Origin of the sequence: Paracoccus sp. 08 (assembly GCF_024105395.1) — a bacterium.
Lineage (GTDB): Bacteria > Pseudomonadota > Alphaproteobacteria > Rhodobacterales > Rhodobacteraceae > Paracoccus > Paracoccus marcusii.
Genome location: NZ_WEKR01000007.1, coordinates 31,999 through 48,337, shown reverse-complemented (window position 1 = coordinate 48,337; position 16,339 = coordinate 31,999). Strand labels below are relative to the sequence as shown.

The following is a 16,339-nucleotide window of genomic DNA, read 5'->3' as shown; positions in this document are numbered from 1 at the left end:
TGACCCTATCGAGCAACACAAAGGAAACATGATGAAATCGTTTATGCTGGTGACTGCAATTGCCTTCTTCCCGGCCCTCGCACTTGCAGCCGGAAAACATGAAGGCGGCCATGAAAATCCGATGGGCATGCCAGCCACGGATGGAGACATGCAGACTGTGGAGGTTTCCATGCGGGAAACCGAAGAAGGGGCCATGATTTTTGAACCGGGCGAGCTGTCGTTTGCACCCGGTGAGACGGTTCGTCTTGTCATCACCAATAACGGTGAGCTGGAACATGAATTCGTCATGGACAGTGTCAAGACCAATGCCGAGCATAAGGAGGTCATGGCGAAGTTCCCGGAAATGGAACACGACGACCCGAATGCGGTCCGTCTTCAGCCCGGCGAAACCGGCGAGATCCTTTGGACATTCGGAGAATCCGGAGAGTTCGAGTTCGCCTGCCTCATACCAGGCCACTACGAGGCTGGCATGCACGGCCCCCTGAACGTCACCGAATCCTGAACCGCGAGGACCTGACCATGAAACTGATCCAACTGACTGCCGCTGCGCTCATTCTCACTGCCGGGAGCGCCTTCGCCGACACCCACATTACCAACGGGACCGTCACCAAGATCGACACCCAGTGGAGCAAGGTGACGGTCGATCACGAGGAGCTGAAGAACCTGGATATGCCGGCCATGAAGATGGTCTTCCAGGTCGCAGAGCCGGAAATGCTCGAGGGCCTGAGCGAGGGGCAGAGCATCCGCTTTGCGGCCGACCGGGTCAAAGGCAAGCTGACCATCACTGAAATTCTGGAATAATCGAACCGTCGCCGTTCGGAGGATAAAATGAACAAGAAATTTGTGGCCATTCTTACTGCGGTCAGCCTGATGGCTGGTGCCGGATATGCTGAAGAGGCAAGTCACGGCACAAGAGGATCGAATGCAGGCTCGGGGGGCGGAGCATCAGCTTCCGTGGACAATACGCCGGAAAGGCCTGACCGGTCGGATTCTGTTGCGCCGGCTACGAATACGATTCCTGTTCCGGCAGGACGTATCATGTCCTCAAGGGAACTGGGTAGGGCAGGGTTGAGCCCTGACGATGTCGTCATGCATGTTTCAGTTTTCTGAGCAACAGGCTTAGCATCGTCATATGTCTCAAATTTACGGAGGACTGAGATGAGTTCTGTTAAGATCCTTATTGCCGCAGCGATTGCTGCGACCAGCCTTACTGCGCCCGTCTTTGCTCAGGACGCTGAATTCCAGATGCCTGAGCAGTGCGCCATGGCTGCACCCGCCAGTGATATGCCTGCTGAAAGCATGGACGGGTCACAGATGGGCGGCGATGCGCAGTCTGACGGCATGGGCGCCATGATGGGGATGGGTGGCGTGGACTTGGCAACCATGCCGGAACATGTTCAGGAGAACATGCGTCGCATGATGGTCACGATGCCTGCCATGCATGACGGCATGATGAACGAAGATGCCGACGTGGCCTTTGCTTGCGGGATGATTGCCCACCATCAGGGTGCCATCGACATGGCCCAGGTTCTTCTTGAGCATGGCGAAGACGCTGAGATGATCGAACTTGCGGGTGAGATCATCGCCGCCCAAGTCGGTGAGATCGAGGAAATGACCACCTGGCTGGCTGAGAACGCCAACTGAGCCTGCCTTGAACCGCGCGGCATGATGCCGCGCGGTTCTCTGCTAAAGACCATCAAAAAAGACCCGCGGCCGCTCTTGACCTTCCCATCATGGGAAGCCGCATATCTGTTCCCTAAAACGAACGGAGCCCAGCCCATGAACATCGGAGATGCCTCTGCCCTCTCGGGTGTGTCGGCCAAGATGATCCGTTACTACGAGCAGATCGGCTTGATCCCCCAAGCTGCGCGCACAGCCTCGGGGTATCGCAACTACGCCGATGCAGACATTCACATGCTTCGGTTTATTGCACGGTCGCGGGATCTGGGTTTTCCGCTCAGCGAAATCACCGACCTGCTGGATCTCTGGCGCAACACTGACCGGCGTAGCGCCGATGTCAAAGCACTGGCACAAGCCCGGGTCCAGAATCTCCGCCACAAGATTAGCCACCTGCAAGACATGGCTGACACGTTGGAGACGCTAATGCGATCCTGTGCCGGAAACGAGCGCCCGGACTGCCCGATCCTGCATAATCTGGAAACGGAAGCATTCCCTGCCCCGGGCGGACGCTCACATCATGCTGGTACCCACGCCAACATCAACGAAAGGATCACATCGTGATCGACAGACGCCTGTTCATCGGAACGCTCGCCGCGGTCCTCATTCCCGCAACATCGGTGCTGGGGGCGGTGTCCACATCCCAAGACACTCTAATCGCGGTGGTTCGATCACCCGATTGCGGCTGTTGCGGAGCCTGGATCGATCATCTGCGGCAAAGCGGTTTCACAGTAGAAGAAACCCTGACCGATGACGTCGAGGCCTTCAAGGATAAGCACGCCGTTCCTCAATCTCTTCGGTCCTGCCACACGGCCCTCGTCGAAGGCTATGTAATCGAGGGCCATGTTCCGGCTGATGCCGTCCGCAATTTGCTGGATCAGCGCCCTGATGCGGGTGGTCTGGCCGTTCCTGGCATGCCGATCGGTTCGCCCGGCATGGAAATGGGCGGCCAGTCTGAGCCTTTCGAGGTCATTCTCTGGGGCGATTCCGGCAACAGCGTCTTCGCAACGTATTGAGGTTTCCCCATGACACCTGCAGCGTCCAGGACTGCCACCCTCCACCGCATGGTGATGACCAAGCACATGTGCCCCTACGGGCTCAAGTCGCTCGATCTGCTGAATCGTCAGGGCTATCGCGTCGAGGACCATCATTTGACGACCCGCGCCGAGGTCGATGCCTTCAAGGAGCAGCATGACGTTCAGACCACGCCGCAGACCTTCATTGGCGGCCAGCGGATTGGTGGCTATGACGATCTTCGGCGTCACTTCGGAAAGACCGTCCGCGACAAGACCGCGACGACCTACCGCCCGGTCATCGCCCTGTTCGCCATGGCAGCCGCCATGGCCCTGGCCACAAGTTGGGCGGCGTTCGGTCAATTGATCACGGTGGCTGCGGCGGAATGGTTCGTAGCCTTCGCGATGTGTCTCCTGGCCCTGCAGAAACTGAAGGACGTGGAAAGCTTCGCCACGATGTTCCTGAATTATGATCTACTGGCCCAAAGGTGGGTTCGTTACGGCTATGTCTATCCCTTCGCCGAGGGTCTGGCAGGCGTCCTGATGGTCGCGGGTGCGTTGATGTGGCTGTCGATCCCGGTCGCCCTGTTCATCGGCACCATCGGCGCCGTGTCGGTTTACAAGGCGGTCTACATCGACAAGCGAGAAATCAAATGCGCCTGCGTCGGTGGTGACAGCAACGTGCCCCTGGGCTTCGTTTCGCTGACGGAGAACCTGATGATGATCGCCATGGCCATCTGGATGCTGATCAAGGTTACGATGCTCGGGCATTGATCGCGCTATTCGATGAAGAGCCGCGCTTCGCAGCGCAAAGGGCTGCAGGCGAAAAATTCTACTGAGCCTGTAGCCGAAGACGAAATTGGATCATTCCGACCATGAGGCACAGCCTCAATGTTCCGGCTTCAAGAGAAACCTGAAATAGAAACGGAGACATATCATGGGATATGGCCGCTTTTTCGCGATGATCGCGACCTCGACCATCGTCATGTATGGGCTGATGTACCTCAATACCTATTCGATTGATCACATCGAGTTTTCGCAGACCCGCATGTGGATGGCGATTTACATGGGATCGGTCATGGCGGTCATCATGCTCGCCTTCATGTTGGGCATGTATTCCGATCGGAAGAAAAACATTGCGATCTTCGTGGGCGCCGGTTTGGCATTCGTTCTGTCCCTTTGGCTGGTGCGAAGCCAGGAGACGGTTGAGGATCTTGCCTGGATGAAGGCAATGATCCCTCACCATTCCATCGCCATCCTGACCAGTGAACGCGCGGATATTTCCGATCCAAGGGTCCGGGACCTTGCTGACGCGATCATCGAGGCGCAGCGCAACGAGATCGCAGAAATGAAACGGTACATCGCCGATATCGAGGCAAATGGCGACGCACCTGCGGGCACTCCCCGCATCGAAGCTAACTAAATCATGTCAAATCAGGGTGTCACTCGCCGGGCATCTTAGATGGACGAAAATCAGTAGAAAGTTGGCAAGACATGGATCACGATCATCATCACGCGTCGCCAGACATCCCTGCGGGGACCGAGACGGCAAAGGACGCGGTCTGTGGGATGACGGTTTCGGTCAAGCCTGACGGACATCGAGCGGTGTTTGGAGACAAGACGTTTCATTTCTGCTCGGAGAAATGCAAGACCACATTCAAGGCAGATCCTTGGTTCTACGCCTCTGGCCGCGCAGCTGGAAAAAAGAAGGCTGCTCCGGCCAACGCTCAGTATACCTGTCCGATGCATCCCGAGATTGTCCGAGATGTGCCTGGAGACTGCCCGATCTGCGGGATGGCGCTTGAACCCATGCTGCCCTCGGACGAGCCAAGCGAAGAGCTGACAGACTTTACACGGCGGATGTGGATTTCAGCCGCCGCCGCAGTGCCACTGGTCATCCTGACAATGGGTGAACTAGTCGCTCTGCCGGTGCGGGACTGGATTGGTCATCAGGTCGCAAGCTATCTCGAATTCGCTCTGGCGACGCCAATCATCCTCTGGGCCGCTTTGCCGTTCTTCAGGCGTGGTTGGGATTCACTTGTGAACCGATCACCGAACATGTGGACGTTGATCAGCCTGGGTGTGGGGGCAGCCTACCTCTATTCGCTCGTCGCGACCTTCCTGCCCGGCGTATTTCCCGATGCCTATCGAATGGGTCATGGCGTCGGCACCTACTACGAGGCGGCGGTGGTGATTATTGCACTGGTCTTCGTGGGCCAGGTTCTGGAACTTCGCGCACGTGAACGTACCGGGGATGCCATTCGCGCGCTGCTCGACCTTGCACCCAAGACCGCGCGGCGTATCCTGCCGGATGGGTCGGAATATGACGCCCCCTTGGAAAACATCATGGAAGGTGACCGGCTTCGCGTGCGCCCGGGCGATGCAGTGCCGGTGGACGGCAAAGTGATCGAGGGCCGCTCATCCCTGGATGAGAGCATGCTGACCGGCGAGTCGATGCCGGTGGAAAAAAGTCCCGGCGATGCGGTGACCGGGGCCACGATCAACAAGAACGGCAGCCTTGTGATCGAGGCGGGCAAAGTCGGCGCCGATACCGTTCTTGCGCAGATCGTAACGATGGTCTCGAACGCGCGGCGGTCCCGGGCCCCGATCCAGGGGATGGCCGATCGGGTCTCGGCGGTGTTCGTGCCGACGGTGGTCGGTATCGCAATTTTCGCCTTCGTTGTCTGGCTGATTTTCGGCCCCGAGCCTTCGCTGGTCTTTGCCATCGCCTCGGCCGTGTCAGTGCTGATCATCGCCTGCCCCTGCGCCCTTGGGTTGGCCACGCCGATTTCGATCACCACCGCGGCAGGGCGCGGCGCACAGGCAGGTGTACTGATCAAGGATGCCGAGGCGCTGGAGCGGATGGCGGGGGTTGATACCCTGATTGTCGACAAGACTGGTACGCTGACCATGGGCAAGCCGAAGCTGACGGATACCGTGGCACTCGGGGACGTGGCCGAAGCGGACTTGCTGTCACTGGCGGCAGCGCTTGAGCGCGGCTCGGAACACCCGCTGGCCGAGGCAATCGTGGAGGGCGCAGAGGCGCAGGGTGCCGTGCGGCAAGAAGCGTTGGATTTTGAGGCTGTCACCGGCAAAGGCGTGCGCGGCACGGTTGGCGGACGGGCAGTGGCGCTTGGCAACGCGGCCATGATGCAGGAGATGGATCTGGACACGAGCGCGGCCGAAGGGAAGGCTGACACTCTGCGCGCCGAGGGCAAGACGGCGATGTTCATTGCGGTCGATGGCGCGCTTGCCGGTATCGTGGCGGTCGCCGACCCAATCAAGGAAAGTACCGCGCAAGCGATCCGCGAACTCCACGCTCAGGGGCTACGTGTCATCATGGCGACGGGCGACAACGAACGAACAGCACAGGCGGTGGCGAGAAAGCTCGGCATCGACGAGGTGCGGGCGGGTGTCCTCCCAGAAGCCAAGAAAGACCTGATCGATCAGTTGCGCCGCGAGGGTCACAAGATCGCCATGGCAGGTGACGGGGTGAACGACGCGCCTGCGCTGGCCGCTGCCGATGTCGGCATCGCCATGGGCACGGGCGCTGACGTGGCCATGGAGAGTGCCGGGATAACCCTTCTTGGCGGCGACCTGACGGGCATCGTCCGGGCACGCAAGCTGGCTCGGGCAACGTTGCGCAACATCAAGCAGAACCTGTTCTTCGCCTTCGCCTACAATGCACTTGGCGTGCCGATCGCGGCGGGCCTGCTTTACCCCGTCACCGGCCTTCTGCTCTCGCCAATGATTGCAGCGGCGGCGATGAGCCTGTCCTCCGTCTCGGTTATCACCAACGCCCTCCGCCTGCGGCGGGTTGATCTCTAGAAAAACAAAAAGGAAAAGCTAATGACGACGTTCAATATCCCCAACATGAGCTGTGGCCACTGCAAGGCAACGGTGCAAAAGACCGTCCATGCAATCGACCCCGAGGCACAGATCGAGTTCGACATGGCGTTACGAACGATCGCTTTGGAAAGCCGGGCTAAGCCGGACAACGTTCAAGTGGCACTGGCCGCAGCAGGATACCCCGCCACTCTGGCCTAATTTAAAGTTGGGCCGGATGTTCAGTCGCCGCAATGGGCGTATCAGGCGTCTGGCCCATCTGCCTTATCAAAATGTATCATGCTCATACCTCATTCGTGCTTATCCAGACCCGAGGCGGTAGGTTTATCAAGCATACCCCGCGCCAGCATGACCAAGTTGACCAGGACCATCGCCGCCCCCGCGGCGGCCATGGTCAGCGCCAGCAATCCGCGCAGACGGGGCGTGGCCAGATAGATGCAGATGCCCCGGGTCGGGCGATCATAGATGCCGCGCGGCTCGGAGGGCTTCGGACTGGAAAGCACAATAGAAAGGACCAGTGCCGCAGACGCCGCGAACCCGACCATCGTTCCGAAGAAGAGCGCGTTGTAACTGATCACCGCCAACAGCAGGCTGGCCAGCATCGGGCTGACGATGTTCTCAAGATCATAGGCCAGTCGTGATAGAGACAGCGCGCGAGTAGGGCGCCCGGCCGACAAGATGGCCCCGGAGTTTCGGGAATGGTTGATCGCGTTCGGGGACAGCGGCTATGCGGTCCTCTATCAGGTGGACGGCGAACAGGCCGTCCGGCGGTCAGGGATCAACGTGAGGCAGGGTATTCATGATCAGGGAGGCAGCTGTGCGTTCCGGCCGAGCTAGGCGACGATCTGCGCCACACTGATCTGCGCTGCAGCATGCCCGCAATGATGCGGCGCTCGGAGAGGGTGAGATGCGATGCCAAGTTGAACTCCTCGATCCGCGAAAGCCCAGCAAATCATGGCTTGTCGCGTTTCAGAATAGCGCATCCCACTGGAAGCGCTAGCCCAAATGCGACAATGGTTGCCGGGATAGTTTCTCCCGTCTGTAGCCGCGTCCGAGTATGTTAGCCTTGAACACCTCGGTAGGCGTTCGGAAGCCGAGGCACTTGCGCGGCGTGGCATTGAGGCCTGCGCAGAGCTGACGGAGCTCCTCCTGGGAAAGGGTGTTCGGATCGGTGTCGCGGCAAAGCCATCGTCTGAGACGCTTGTTGGCGTTCTCGACGGCGCCTTTCTGCCACGGTGACTGCGCCTCGCAGAACCAGGTTTGGGCGCCCACCTCCGCCTGCAGATGCGGCCAATCGATGAACTCGGAACCACGGTCAAAGGTGATCGATCGGCAGGACCGTATCCACCAATGACCGCAGGGTCGGCTAAGATGACACTGCAAGACTGATAGTCCGCCAGAACGCAGATTGAGGGAGTGATCATGATAGAACTGACACGGCGCATGGTGCTTCTGGCTGTTGCAGCCAGCACGTCTCCGACATTCTCCTTGGCGAACAGCCCGACCGCCATCCATGTCGTGGAGGGGACCGGGTGTGAATGCTGCAAGCAATGGACCAGCTACCTAAGCGAAAACGGCTTTCAGGTGACCAGCGAAGAGCGGTTCGGCACTTTGCTGATGCAGCACAAGATCGATCTCGGCGTACCCATCGCGCTGACCTCCTGTCATACCGGAAGCGTGGAGGGTTATTTCCTCGAAGGGCATGTGCCTGCCGCCGACATCCGGCGACTGCTGGCCGAGCGTCCCGATGCCCTTGGACTGACGGTTCCCGGCATGCCATTCGGTAGTCCGGGCATGGGACCCGATAGCCGGCGTCAGGCCTACGACGTGCTTCTCGTCCGGCAAGACGGCAGCAGCGAAGTCTTTACCCGCTATCCCGAAGCACAATAAAAAATCGAGCCCCTCCGAGCAGGAAACAGACCGATGCCAAACTTCTCCCGGCGCCACGCCTCTCTCGCTTTGCTTGCCGTCCTGGCCGCGTGCGGGAAATCCGGACCCACGGCTCCAGCTCGCGGCGCTACGCCTCAGTTCAAGCGCTATTCCGGTCCTCCGGTCACTCAGGTGGTGGTGCAAAAAGCCGAACGGCGGATGTTTCTGCTGAACGGACAGACCGTGCTGCGATCCTATAATTTCGGTCTCGGCAACCAGCCGCTCGGCCCCAAGCAGTTCGAGGGCGACGGGAAAACACCGGAAGGCCTCTACTACATCGACCGCTTCAATCCGCGGAGCCGATATCACCTGTCGGTGGGCATCTCCTACCCGAACGAACGGGATGTAGCCTATGCCGCGCAGTTCGGACGCAGTGCAGGCAGCGACATCATGTTCCATGGCCGCGGTCCGGAGGGCAACAGGTTTGCGCCGAACAACCGGGACTGGACCGCGGGTTGTCTGGCATTGACCGATCAGGAAATCGAGGATGTCTACGCGATGCTTCAGCCTGGCGTCCCGGTGATGCTCTACCCATAGCGGGAGACGAACCAAGTCACAGCTGAAATTTGCAGCAGCAACGCGGCCTCCTCCAAAATCGTCGGGCAGCGCCGAGGACTAAAAAGCCGCTGACAATACCCGATCCTTCGTTATCAGAACACCGTGACTTGGGTTCCGATTTCGGCGACCTCAAAGAGCTGGGCGACATGTTCGTTATAGAGCCCATAGCACCCGGACGAGGATTTCCGCCCGATCTTGCGCGTATCTGCGGTGCCGTGCACGAGATAGGCCGGCCAAGACAGGTAAAGCCCATAGGCCCCAAGGGGATTTAAAGGATCGCCGCCCGCCACCTGCTGCGGAAGATTGGGGTCTCTCTCGCGCATGCTGGCCGTCGGAGTCCAAGGCGGGTTCTTCACCTTCCGGACAATTTCTGCCTGGCCCCGTCGCGTCAGGTCTTCAGTCATCGGGATCGAGCAGGGAAAGATAAACTGGACGCTTTCGTCAGTCGACCAGTAATGCACCGCTCGTGATGTGACGTCCGCCAGAATGACACCTTTCCCGATCGTGGGATAGAATTCGCTCCAGTGCCGTGCCCGGAATGAAGAGAGATTGCGCTCAGGCGCGCTGGTGCCCAGTCCTTGACCTGCGGGGGGCGGAGCGGGAGCAGGCGTATTTTCATAGATAGGCTGCCCGGTATAGGGGTCGAGACCCTGACCAAACGCCGATGTTGCCGGGAAAATGACTCCGGCCGCCGCCAGTCCACGAAGAAAGGTTCTCCGATTACTGGACGTAGGATGATTGACCATTTCCGCCTCTCGTGTTCGACCTTGGCATGTCAGATCAGACAATAGCCAACGACCGGCCATCAACCTAACCCAAGGGGGCGATAATTTGCACCGACGTGAGATGTTCGCAACACGCACGACAATATGATCGCCTGGCCTGACTGATAATCTAAATTCATCAGACTTTCGTTAAGATCGAGACCCACCGGGTGAGGCAAATCGGGGACAATTACATCACCAGAACCTTCCGACGCCAAAAATCAGCCGGTGGCACAAGCGAACTTGATCTGGGGGCCTTATTATTTGTGTTGGACCGGTTGCATCAAAGCACATGCTGTGACGATGTCGAATGCAGTACAGGAGCACACAACATGTTGACACGGCGACACTTTATTCAGACCACCACTGCGTTGTTTTCAGCTTCCGTTTCCAGTCCACTGTTTGCGGAATCATGGCCGACCGTTAGTCAGAAGGCAGCATGGGACGCACAGGTTACCCCTCCCGGCTATAATGCAGCAACATCCAACCCGTGGGGCTTGCACCCGCGTTTCTTACCGCAAAGAGTGCAGGCCAACGAGGGCCTGGTGCCGGGTGATATCCATGTGGATGCTGTGGCAAAGTATCTTTACCACATCGAAGCAGGGGGAACCGCGATGCGGTACGGCGTGGCCATCGGGAGGGGCGATTTGTATGAGCCTGGGGTTTATACCATTAAGCGAAAGGTCGAATGGCCACATTGGACACCTACGCAAAGCATGATTGCCCGAGAGCCAGAGATTTACGCTCAATTTGAAGGTGGGGTGGAACCCGGCCCTGAAAATGCACTCGGCTCACGAGCTCTTTACCTCTATGTCGGCGAAAGAGATACCTACTTGCGCATCCATGGAACCCCGTTTCCCAGAAGCATTGGCACGAGTGCCAGTTCTGGCTGCGTCCGGATGGTCATGGCGCATATAAACGATCTTTATTCAAATGTCGAAATCAGCTCCACCGCATTTCTTTATTCGGCTGCGGAGAGCATAGCGACAGGGAGCTAGAGCAGCCTCGGTCGTGAAATCCGACCCCAGCACAACCCGATCAGGTTGAAGGCTGCGATTGCATGCAAATCGGACGACCCTCAACTGTGGTCAGCGGAAGCAGGGTAGTTTCGACTTGTCCGCGATGTTCGTACCAATAGCAGTTATCATCCGGGAGAAGCCGCGCCGTGGCAACGTCCTGCCCCGGCGCGACGAGAGCTATGAGGGTTGGCGGAAGACTTTGGAAATTGGTTTCCGGCGCTGCTGTCCGAGCTGTCATGTTTCCACAACCGGCGGTGATCAAGACAGCTGCCAAGACCATGAAGGATCTATTGTTCATTTCTGCGTCCTCGTGCGCGTTCGCCTTGTCAGCATATCTTTCGCATTCAACATCGCGGCGCACAAGCTTGCCGGGCAGGCTCCTGCAACCCATCGTCTTGATCACGCGACGCGGACTGCGCACCAATAGGACGGGGAAGATCTCATGGGCACGCTGCACGACGCGCGCAGCCTTTGCGGCTCCCGACACAGGGGATGAGAATGTTCGGGTCTGCTACCTGAGCTTCCCAAAGTTGGCCTTTTGATAAGTACTGCTCACTGGAGCGTCTTCGCAGACAGTGAACTTATTAAGTTAAGCATCTCAATTTGTTGTGAGATTTCTGTCTATCCCCGGAAACATCCACGGGAACTGTGGATAACCACTCACACGCCACTCAAGTTTGCCCGTCACTATCTCTGTCGCCAGGCTTCAACGCTCCGGTGACCGCAAAAAATTCCGCCGCAAACTGTCCCATCGCCGATCCCGGCGTGAGCACACATGACCGACAACACGCCTGATGCAGCGCTCGGGCAGGGTGAGATTCGATCCCGAGAGCATGTTCCTTCCTCTGCAAAAGCCAGCAAATCATGGCTTGTCGCACCTCTGAGGAGGACCCACCCTGCCTCACGCCAAAATCGTCTATAAGCTTTGTTATGTAACACCGCGCAGTTCTTGGTCATTGTCGTCGCTTCGCCGCAACCCAAAGCTATCCACATATTTCGTGGACATTTCTGGGGATACAAGAAGATATTCCATTTTTCCAAATCAGTTAGCCAGTAAGTCTATCATATCAGCCAAAATGGCATCGTAGCTTTCCTCATCTACTTAGCGCCGTCAAAAAGTAGCTGCTCGATGGATCAATGATCGCCCTGCCCCATGTTCAAAAAGGATCGTTTTTGAACACTTTGAAAAAAGGGCAGGGGAGGCGGGCATTCGTTGATCCGCGTTGCAGGTTTGGAACGGCCGCTAGTGAACGCGTTTGTTAACCTAAGAAAGCAGTATAACCTTTTGGTCTGAAAAAAGGTCAGAATGACGTTTTTGCTTGACATTCACGGGCTATCGGAATCTCCGATTGCTGCGAAAATGTTAGCAATTATGTTTATCAGGCCATCTGATGCCGCCATGTCTCGCCGGTTTTGAGGATGGCGTGTGCGATGGTGATGAGCCTGCGCGCAATGGCAATGATGACGACCCCGTCTGCTTTTAAAGTCGCGCACGCCCCTCGTACATGAAGGTGAGGGGTTTGGGCCCTGGCAGATAGCCTGTGCTCAAGTTTTCAACATGAAATCCACCTTCCGTCAGGAGAGTCGCCGTGGGCCGGTCCAGATGGCAGTTGCCAGCGCAGAGGCGCCACAAGGGCGTGATCCGCTCTTGCCAGATCCTGATGTTCCTATCCGGTGCCTGACCGTGTTCGGCAAAGTGCAGACGGCCGCCTGGCCTCAGCACCCGTTTCACTTCACGCAGAACCTTGCGGACGTCGCCAACGCTGCACAGCGTCCAAGTGACCACAACGGTATCGAAACTACGGTCTGCGAACGGGAGATCTTCCGCGCTTGCCTGTAAAATATTTGCCGGGTAGCGGAGCGCGGACGCCCGCCTCAGCGCCATTTCCACAAGAGGTGCCGAGGTGTCGATCCCCACCAGCCTCAAAACGCCAGCGTCATAATATGGCAGGTTCAGCCCCGAGCCAACGCCCAGCTCCAGGACTTCGCCGGCCGCCCCCGCGACGGCCCGTTCACGAAGCGGCGTAAGCATTCGGTGACCCATCGCAAGATGTGTCAATCGGGGGAGAATGAAGGTGTCGTATATTCCCATGAGGCGTTTCCTTTCAGCCTGTCATCCGCTTTGTGCCAAGGAATGGCAATTTGCCCAGCAGCCACTAGGCAAAACGAGCCAGCTGCCGGTGAAGAATGCGAATGGCATCCCGTTTGCACCCATCGTGGCCTATCACTGTCATCTTCGGTCTCCTTGAATATTGCGCTCAGCAAAACGAGGTGAAACCGGTGCAGGACCAATACGCTTCAGCCCAAGCGACCAAGCGCTGGAAACATTTCGAGCATCCGATAAGACAGCGCACTAAAACTGTTCGTCGCCATCAGGATGCCCATGAGTACCATGATGACACCCGCCACTTTGTGCAGCCATCGGCCTGCGTTTCGAAGTCGGCGTAGGCGAAGTGAAACCCCGTCCGCAAAGGCCGCGACCAGAAGAAAAGGGATGCCGAGGCCGACGGAGTAGATGGCCAGCATTGCCACGCCCTCGCCAATAGTCGCGCTCGCGGCACTGGCGGTCAGAATCGCCCCAAGGATAGGGCCGATGCAGGGTGTCCAACCAAACCCGAAGGCAAGCCCGAGGATGTAGGAGGCAAGCGGCTGCCCCCCGGGCAGGTCGAAGTTGAACCGCAGGTCGCGCTCCATTGCTGACAGACGGGCCGCGCCCATCATGAAGAGGCCGAACAGGATGATGATGACGCCGCCAACAAGGTTCAACTCGTAGCGCCAGCCGAGAAGGGCCTGGCCGAGTGCTGTCGCCGAGGCCCCGAGAGCAATGAAGATGGTGGAAAAGCCGAATACGAAACAGAGGCTGAGCCAGACCGCCCGGCTCCGCGATGGCTCGGAAACAGCGTTTCGCCCTGCGATATAGGAAACATAGCCCGGCACAAGCGGCAAGACACAGGGAGACAGGAAGGAGATCGCCCCTGCAAGGAGGGGAACGGTGAGACCGAGAGCCGAAAGATCGGTCAATTCTCAAGCCTCCCTTCGACGGGCGGCGCGGGGTTCAGCCGACGCGCGGCCAGAAGACACACCGTCGGCACGACGACCCATTGAAGAAGCGGCGTCAGACCGGCGTTCAGCAATGGCACAACCGGCATTGCCTCGCGGTAGGCCCAAGCACCGCGCAGCTCGATGTTCAGCCATTCGCTGAACACGGTGTAGAAAACGCCGAAAACCACCGCCAGGACCAGAACCGGCCCCGCCCGCCGGCCGGGCCACGCAGGGTGTCCGGTCAAGAACAGGGCCAGAAGCAAGGTGCTGGCCGCGATCAACAAGTCGCCGCCAGTGCAATGCACGACAGCGAAGGCAATCTCGTTCCAGCTGCCCTCGACCCAGATCGTATAGAGCTGAACGTGCAGGACTTCCCACACGAGATGTCCAATGGACGAATACAGAATATAGCGCCGCAAGGCCGACAACCAATCCGGACGCACCGCCTGGTGCAGGTCTCGTATCATCTGAAGAGCTCGCCTAGTTTGTCACGGAAGCCTGGCTCGGGCGGCCGCATGTTCGTCAGGCCGTTGATGTAGAGCATCATGTCTGCGTGACGGAACGCGCTGCCATGAAACAGGCCTGCATGCCGCCCGCCACGGTCAATGATGTGGACCGCCGGTTCCGTTCCGCCGCGCGAGGAAAGCCCGGAGAACGCCTCGGAAAGATCGGCAACCGGTTCACCCGGGAGCGAAGAGGCCTGGATGCAGTTTTCACCGGCAGCGAACCAGGCCGCGCCCGGCTCTGCAACATTCACAAAGCTCACCATGTTCTGCATCGGGGTAATGTTCACGGCCTGCCGGACCCGTTCGATCAGCCGCTGCTGCGCATCACAAGGCGCACCGCAGCCTTCGGGCGTGAAGCTGAGGACGATGATCCTGTCGGTCATTCCGTCAAGTTCAACGCCGCGACTTGCGGCATCGATAAGTTCCAGATGGGGCAGGCTGCGGGTGTCCGTCACCTCGAAGGCTGGCTCCCTGGCAGCCGTCACCTCGTCCAGTCGATCCCCGGGGTGATGTGCAAAGGCCGGGGAGGCCAGCAGGACTGCGGCAGCGAAGGCATGGCGCATTCTCATTCCGCCTCCGGACCGGAAGCGCCGGGACCGAGGATCGGCACTTCGACGGTCACCTCGCCCGCTTCCTGGAACGACAGCGTCAGTGGGAATTTCGCCCCTTCCTCCAGCTTCTCCGTCAGGCCCATCAGCATCACGTGCATGCTGCCCGGCGCCAGCATTACCGGAACGTCCGGCTCAAGCGCGAGCCTGTCGAGATGCGTCATCCGGCTGGTCCCCGCCGCGTCGGTCTCGACGGCATGGATCATGACCTCCGCCGCCACAGGGCTTTTGATCCCGACCAGCTGATCGGCCACGTCAGATCGCAGCGTCAGATAGGCCGCACCCGGGCGTGAGGCGAGGATGCTGGCCCGCGCCCAGGGGTCGGACACCGTGACCTCGGCCACGGCCACTGCCGGCCATGTCAGCGCAAGCGCAGTCATAAGAACCTTCATTGCATCCTCTCCTCTTTCTCGATCCGCATGGCGATTTCCTCGGCCAGCGCCCCGGGTGGCTGGTCGGCTTCCATGAACACGGCTTCGAATGTGCCATCCGGCCGCATCAGGTAGAGATGTCCGGCATGGGCCATGACATAGCCATCGGGTGCGGTCGCGTCCTCGCCGGGCTCGAACCATGTCCGGTAGTTCCCGGTCGCCTCGGCGACTTGTGCTTCCGTTCCCGTCAGGCCGATCATCCGCGGGTGAAAGGCGGAGACATATGCAGCCATCACCGGCACCGTGTCCCGTGCAGGGTCCACGGTCACGAAGAGTGGCGCGACGTTGTCCGCCTTGCTGCCAAGGAGGTCGAGAACGTTGGCCATGTAGGCAAGCGTGGTCGGGCAGATGTCGGGGCAATGCGTGAAGCCAAAGAACACGAGCTGCCAGCGCCCTGCATAGTCCGCCTCTGTCACGGCCCGCCCGTTATGGTCGGTAAGGGTAAAGGCCGAGCGGATGTCGGCCTCGCCTTGGAATGTCGGCGCGGATGCGGCTGGCACGGGCGGCGCCATCCACAGCGCGAGCCCTACCGCGATTGCGGCGAGGAGGGTGGCGGACCAGAGGACAAGGCGCAGGCGCTTGATGCCGGTCGGGGAAATCTTTGTCATGTCTGTCGCTTTCATCCCGCCCGCACCGAGTGCGCGAGCGGGATTTTTCTTTCGTCAGCCTTCGCTGCCGGCTTCGTCATGGGACTTCATGTGCTCGTTCATGGTCTGCATCATCTCGTTGCAGTTCTCCATCATCTGCATCATGCCCTTCATGTCGCCGCCCATCATCTGGCCGTCCTTCATGTCACCGTGCATCATGTCGCCCTGCATGGTTTCCTGCTCGGGCGCATCGGTGGTGCTGGTGGCGCTGTTTTGCGCGACGGCGGCAGTCGCCAGCAGCGCTGCCAGGGCAGTTGCGGTCAGGGTGGATTTGATCGTCGTGTTCATGGTCTTCTCCT

General features: G+C 59.0%; 23 protein-coding genes and 1 pseudogene. 13 read left to right on the top strand and 11 right to left on the bottom strand.

Features of this window, described 5'->3' with window-relative positions; translation table 11 throughout:
- The first annotated feature begins 28 nt into the window (after positions 1-28).
- The 10 genes from GBO37_RS03895 to GBO37_RS03850 all read left to right on the top strand — a co-directional run bounded on the left by GBO37_RS03895 (position 29) and on the right by GBO37_RS03850 (position 6,737).
- Complete coding sequence (locus GBO37_RS03895; RefSeq protein WP_371927471.1) at positions 29-502, top strand: plastocyanin/azurin family copper-binding protein; 474 nt, start codon at positions 29-31, stop codon at positions 500-502.
- Between the two features lie 17 nt (positions 503-519).
- Complete coding sequence (locus GBO37_RS03890) at positions 520-801, top strand: copper-binding protein (protein ID WP_252927327.1); 282 nt, start codon at positions 520-522, stop codon at positions 799-801.
- A gap of 27 nt (positions 802-828) precedes the next feature.
- The gene (locus tag GBO37_RS03885; protein ID WP_157001672.1) at positions 829-1,110 is read left to right on the top strand and encodes a hypothetical protein; all 282 of its coding nucleotides are present in this window, start codon (positions 829-831) and stop codon (positions 1,108-1,110) included.
- 48 nt (positions 1,111-1,158) lie between these two features.
- Positions 1,159-1,644, top strand: coding sequence for a DUF305 domain-containing protein (locus GBO37_RS03880; protein WP_045983758.1), 486 nt, complete (start codon positions 1,159-1,161; stop codon positions 1,642-1,644).
- A 135-nt stretch (positions 1,645-1,779) separates the two neighbouring features.
- On the top strand, positions 1,780-2,241 hold the full coding sequence (cueR, locus tag GBO37_RS03875; RefSeq protein WP_252927325.1) for a Cu(I)-responsive transcriptional regulator: 462 nt from the start codon (positions 1,780-1,782) through the stop codon (positions 2,239-2,241).
- On the top strand, positions 2,238-2,693 hold the full coding sequence (locus GBO37_RS03870; RefSeq protein ID WP_252927322.1) for a DUF411 domain-containing protein: 456 nt from the start codon (positions 2,238-2,240) through the stop codon (positions 2,691-2,693). The genes cueR and GBO37_RS03870 overlap by 4 nt, the downstream gene beginning before the upstream one ends.
- 9 nt (positions 2,694-2,702) lie before the next feature.
- Positions 2,703-3,464, top strand: coding sequence for a glutaredoxin (locus GBO37_RS03865; RefSeq protein WP_305884478.1), 762 nt, complete (start codon positions 2,703-2,705; stop codon positions 3,462-3,464).
- A 163-nt stretch (positions 3,465-3,627) separates the two neighbouring features.
- A complete protein-coding gene (locus tag GBO37_RS03860; RefSeq protein WP_045983761.1) occupies positions 3,628-4,113 on the top strand; it encodes a DUF305 domain-containing protein in 486 nt (161 codons plus the stop codon).
- A gap of 71 nt (positions 4,114-4,184) precedes the next feature.
- Positions 4,185-6,518, top strand: coding sequence for a heavy metal translocating P-type ATPase (locus GBO37_RS03855; protein ID WP_252927318.1), 2,334 nt, complete (start codon positions 4,185-4,187; stop codon positions 6,516-6,518).
- A 21-nt stretch (positions 6,519-6,539) separates the two neighbouring features.
- Positions 6,540-6,737, top strand: a complete 198-nt coding sequence (locus GBO37_RS03850) for a heavy-metal-associated domain-containing protein (RefSeq protein WP_045983763.1) — start codon at positions 6,540-6,542, stop codon at positions 6,735-6,737.
- 128 nt (positions 6,738-6,865) lie between these two features.
- Here GBO37_RS03850 and GBO37_RS03845 read toward each other — a convergent pair.
- Positions 6,866-7,201: pseudogene (locus GBO37_RS03845) on the bottom strand (MFS transporter); the annotation flags it as partial.
- A gap of 331 nt (positions 7,202-7,532) precedes the next feature.
- Positions 7,533-8,051: an IS30 family transposase gene (locus GBO37_RS03840; protein ID WP_252927316.1), complete on the bottom strand. Its 519-nt coding sequence runs from the start codon at positions 8,049-8,051 to the stop codon at positions 7,533-7,535.
- Here GBO37_RS03840 and GBO37_RS03835 point away from each other — a divergent pair.
- Positions 7,959-8,426, top strand: coding sequence for a DUF411 domain-containing protein (locus tag GBO37_RS03835; RefSeq protein WP_052714943.1), 468 nt, complete (start codon positions 7,959-7,961; stop codon positions 8,424-8,426). The two genes, GBO37_RS03840 and GBO37_RS03835, sit on opposite strands and share 93 nt — an antisense overlap.
- Before the next feature lie 33 nt (positions 8,427-8,459).
- On the top strand, positions 8,460-9,002 hold the full coding sequence (locus tag GBO37_RS03830) for a murein L,D-transpeptidase family protein (protein WP_045983766.1): 543 nt from the start codon (positions 8,460-8,462) through the stop codon (positions 9,000-9,002).
- A gap of 113 nt (positions 9,003-9,115) precedes the next feature.
- Here GBO37_RS03830 and GBO37_RS03825 read toward each other — a convergent pair whose 3' ends face one another.
- Positions 9,116-9,769 carry a L,D-transpeptidase gene (locus GBO37_RS03825; protein ID WP_084697604.1) on the bottom strand — a complete coding sequence of 218 codons (654 nt, stop codon included), beginning with the start codon at positions 9,767-9,769 and terminating at the stop codon, positions 9,116-9,118.
- Positions 9,770-10,119: 350 nt separating this feature from the next.
- On the opposite strand from GBO37_RS03825, the gene GBO37_RS03820 reads away from it, so the two are divergent.
- On the top strand, positions 10,120-10,785 hold the full coding sequence (locus tag GBO37_RS03820; RefSeq protein WP_084697606.1) for a L,D-transpeptidase: 666 nt from the start codon (positions 10,120-10,122) through the stop codon (positions 10,783-10,785).
- 40 nt (positions 10,786-10,825) lie between these two features.
- Here the strand turns inward: GBO37_RS03820 and GBO37_RS03815 are convergent, their stop codons facing one another.
- The 8 genes from GBO37_RS03815 to GBO37_RS03780 form a co-directional block, all read right to left on the bottom strand.
- Positions 10,826-11,263 carry a hypothetical protein gene (locus GBO37_RS03815; RefSeq protein WP_252927313.1) on the bottom strand — a complete coding sequence of 146 codons (438 nt, stop codon included), beginning with the start codon at positions 11,261-11,263 and terminating at the stop codon, positions 10,826-10,828.
- A 1,023-nt stretch (positions 11,264-12,286) separates the two neighbouring features.
- Positions 12,287-12,898: a class I SAM-dependent methyltransferase gene (locus GBO37_RS03810; RefSeq protein ID WP_042249170.1), complete on the bottom strand. Its 612-nt coding sequence runs from the start codon at positions 12,896-12,898 to the stop codon at positions 12,287-12,289.
- 206 nt (positions 12,899-13,104) lie between these two features.
- Positions 13,105-13,827 (bottom strand): cytochrome c biogenesis CcdA family protein, encoded by a 723-nt coding sequence (locus tag GBO37_RS03805; RefSeq protein WP_042249167.1) that lies wholly within the window; start codon positions 13,825-13,827, stop codon positions 13,105-13,107.
- On the bottom strand, positions 13,824-14,315 hold the full coding sequence (locus tag GBO37_RS03800; RefSeq protein WP_042249164.1) for a hypothetical protein: 492 nt from the start codon (positions 14,313-14,315) through the stop codon (positions 13,824-13,826). The genes GBO37_RS03805 and GBO37_RS03800 overlap by 4 nt, the downstream gene beginning before the upstream one ends.
- Complete coding sequence (locus tag GBO37_RS03795; protein ID WP_252927310.1) at positions 14,312-14,917, bottom strand: cytochrome-c oxidase; 606 nt, start codon at positions 14,915-14,917, stop codon at positions 14,312-14,314. Before GBO37_RS03795 ends, GBO37_RS03800 begins: the two co-directional genes overlap by 4 nt.
- A gap of 2 nt (positions 14,918-14,919) precedes the next feature.
- Positions 14,920-15,354: a copper chaperone PCu(A)C gene (locus tag GBO37_RS03790; RefSeq protein ID WP_045984157.1), complete on the bottom strand. Its 435-nt coding sequence runs from the start codon at positions 15,352-15,354 to the stop codon at positions 14,920-14,922.
- Entirely contained in the window at positions 15,351-16,001 is a 651-nt protein-coding gene (locus tag GBO37_RS03785; protein WP_045984162.1) for an SCO family protein, read from the bottom strand. The genes GBO37_RS03790 and GBO37_RS03785 overlap by 4 nt, the downstream gene beginning before the upstream one ends.
- A 54-nt stretch (positions 16,002-16,055) precedes the next feature.
- Positions 16,056-16,328, bottom strand: a complete 273-nt coding sequence (locus GBO37_RS03780) for a hypothetical protein (RefSeq protein WP_042249153.1) — start codon at positions 16,326-16,328, stop codon at positions 16,056-16,058.
- Positions 16,329-16,339 lie beyond the last annotated feature (11 nt).

What these genes read in the sequence shown, in the direction of transcription:
- GBO37_RS03895 (WP_371927471.1), top strand. Translation starts at nt 29, where the DNA reads ATGATGAAATCGTTTATGCTGGTGACTGCAATTGCCTTCTTCCCGGCC.
- GBO37_RS03890 (WP_252927327.1), top strand. Translation starts at nt 520, where the DNA reads ATGAAACTGATCCAACTGACTGCCGCTGCGCTCATTCTCACTGCCGGG.
- GBO37_RS03885 (WP_157001672.1), top strand. Translation starts at nt 829, where the DNA reads ATGAACAAGAAATTTGTGGCCATTCTTACTGCGGTCAGCCTGATGGCT.
- GBO37_RS03880 (WP_045983758.1), top strand. Translation starts at nt 1,159, where the DNA reads ATGAGTTCTGTTAAGATCCTTATTGCCGCAGCGATTGCTGCGACCAGC.
- cueR (WP_252927325.1), top strand. Translation starts at nt 1,780, where the DNA reads ATGAACATCGGAGATGCCTCTGCCCTCTCGGGTGTGTCGGCCAAGATG.
- GBO37_RS03865 (WP_305884478.1), top strand. Translation starts at nt 2,703, where the DNA reads ATGACACCTGCAGCGTCCAGGACTGCCACCCTCCACCGCATGGTGATG.
- GBO37_RS03860 (WP_045983761.1), top strand. Translation starts at nt 3,628, where the DNA reads ATGGGATATGGCCGCTTTTTCGCGATGATCGCGACCTCGACCATCGTC.
- GBO37_RS03855 (WP_252927318.1), top strand. Translation starts at nt 4,185, where the DNA reads ATGGATCACGATCATCATCACGCGTCGCCAGACATCCCTGCGGGGACC.
- GBO37_RS03850 (WP_045983763.1), top strand. Translation starts at nt 6,540, where the DNA reads ATGACGACGTTCAATATCCCCAACATGAGCTGTGGCCACTGCAAGGCA.
- GBO37_RS03835 (WP_052714943.1), top strand. Translation starts at nt 7,959, where the DNA reads ATGATAGAACTGACACGGCGCATGGTGCTTCTGGCTGTTGCAGCCAGC.
- GBO37_RS03840 (WP_252927316.1), bottom strand. Translation starts at nt 8,051, where the DNA reads ATGGATGGCGGTCGGGCTGTTCGCCAAGGAGAATGTCGGAGACGTGCT.
- GBO37_RS03830 (WP_045983766.1), top strand. Translation starts at nt 8,460, where the DNA reads ATGCCAAACTTCTCCCGGCGCCACGCCTCTCTCGCTTTGCTTGCCGTC.
- GBO37_RS03825 (WP_084697604.1), bottom strand. Translation starts at nt 9,769, where the DNA reads ATGGTCAATCATCCTACGTCCAGTAATCGGAGAACCTTTCTTCGTGGA.
- GBO37_RS03820 (WP_084697606.1), top strand. Translation starts at nt 10,120, where the DNA reads ATGTTGACACGGCGACACTTTATTCAGACCACCACTGCGTTGTTTTCA.
- GBO37_RS03810 (WP_042249170.1), bottom strand. Translation starts at nt 12,898, where the DNA reads ATGGGAATATACGACACCTTCATTCTCCCCCGATTGACACATCTTGCG.
- GBO37_RS03800 (WP_042249164.1), bottom strand. Translation starts at nt 14,315, where the DNA reads ATGATACGAGACCTGCACCAGGCGGTGCGTCCGGATTGGTTGTCGGCC.
- GBO37_RS03795 (WP_252927310.1), bottom strand. Translation starts at nt 14,917, where the DNA reads ATGCGCCATGCCTTCGCTGCCGCAGTCCTGCTGGCCTCCCCGGCCTTT.
- GBO37_RS03790 (WP_045984157.1), bottom strand. Translation starts at nt 15,354, where the DNA reads ATGAAGGTTCTTATGACTGCGCTTGCGCTGACATGGCCGGCAGTGGCC.
- GBO37_RS03785 (WP_045984162.1), bottom strand. Translation starts at nt 16,001, where the DNA reads ATGACAAAGATTTCCCCGACCGGCATCAAGCGCCTGCGCCTTGTCCTC.
- GBO37_RS03780 (WP_042249153.1), bottom strand. Translation starts at nt 16,328, where the DNA reads ATGAACACGACGATCAAATCCACCCTGACCGCAACTGCCCTGGCAGCG.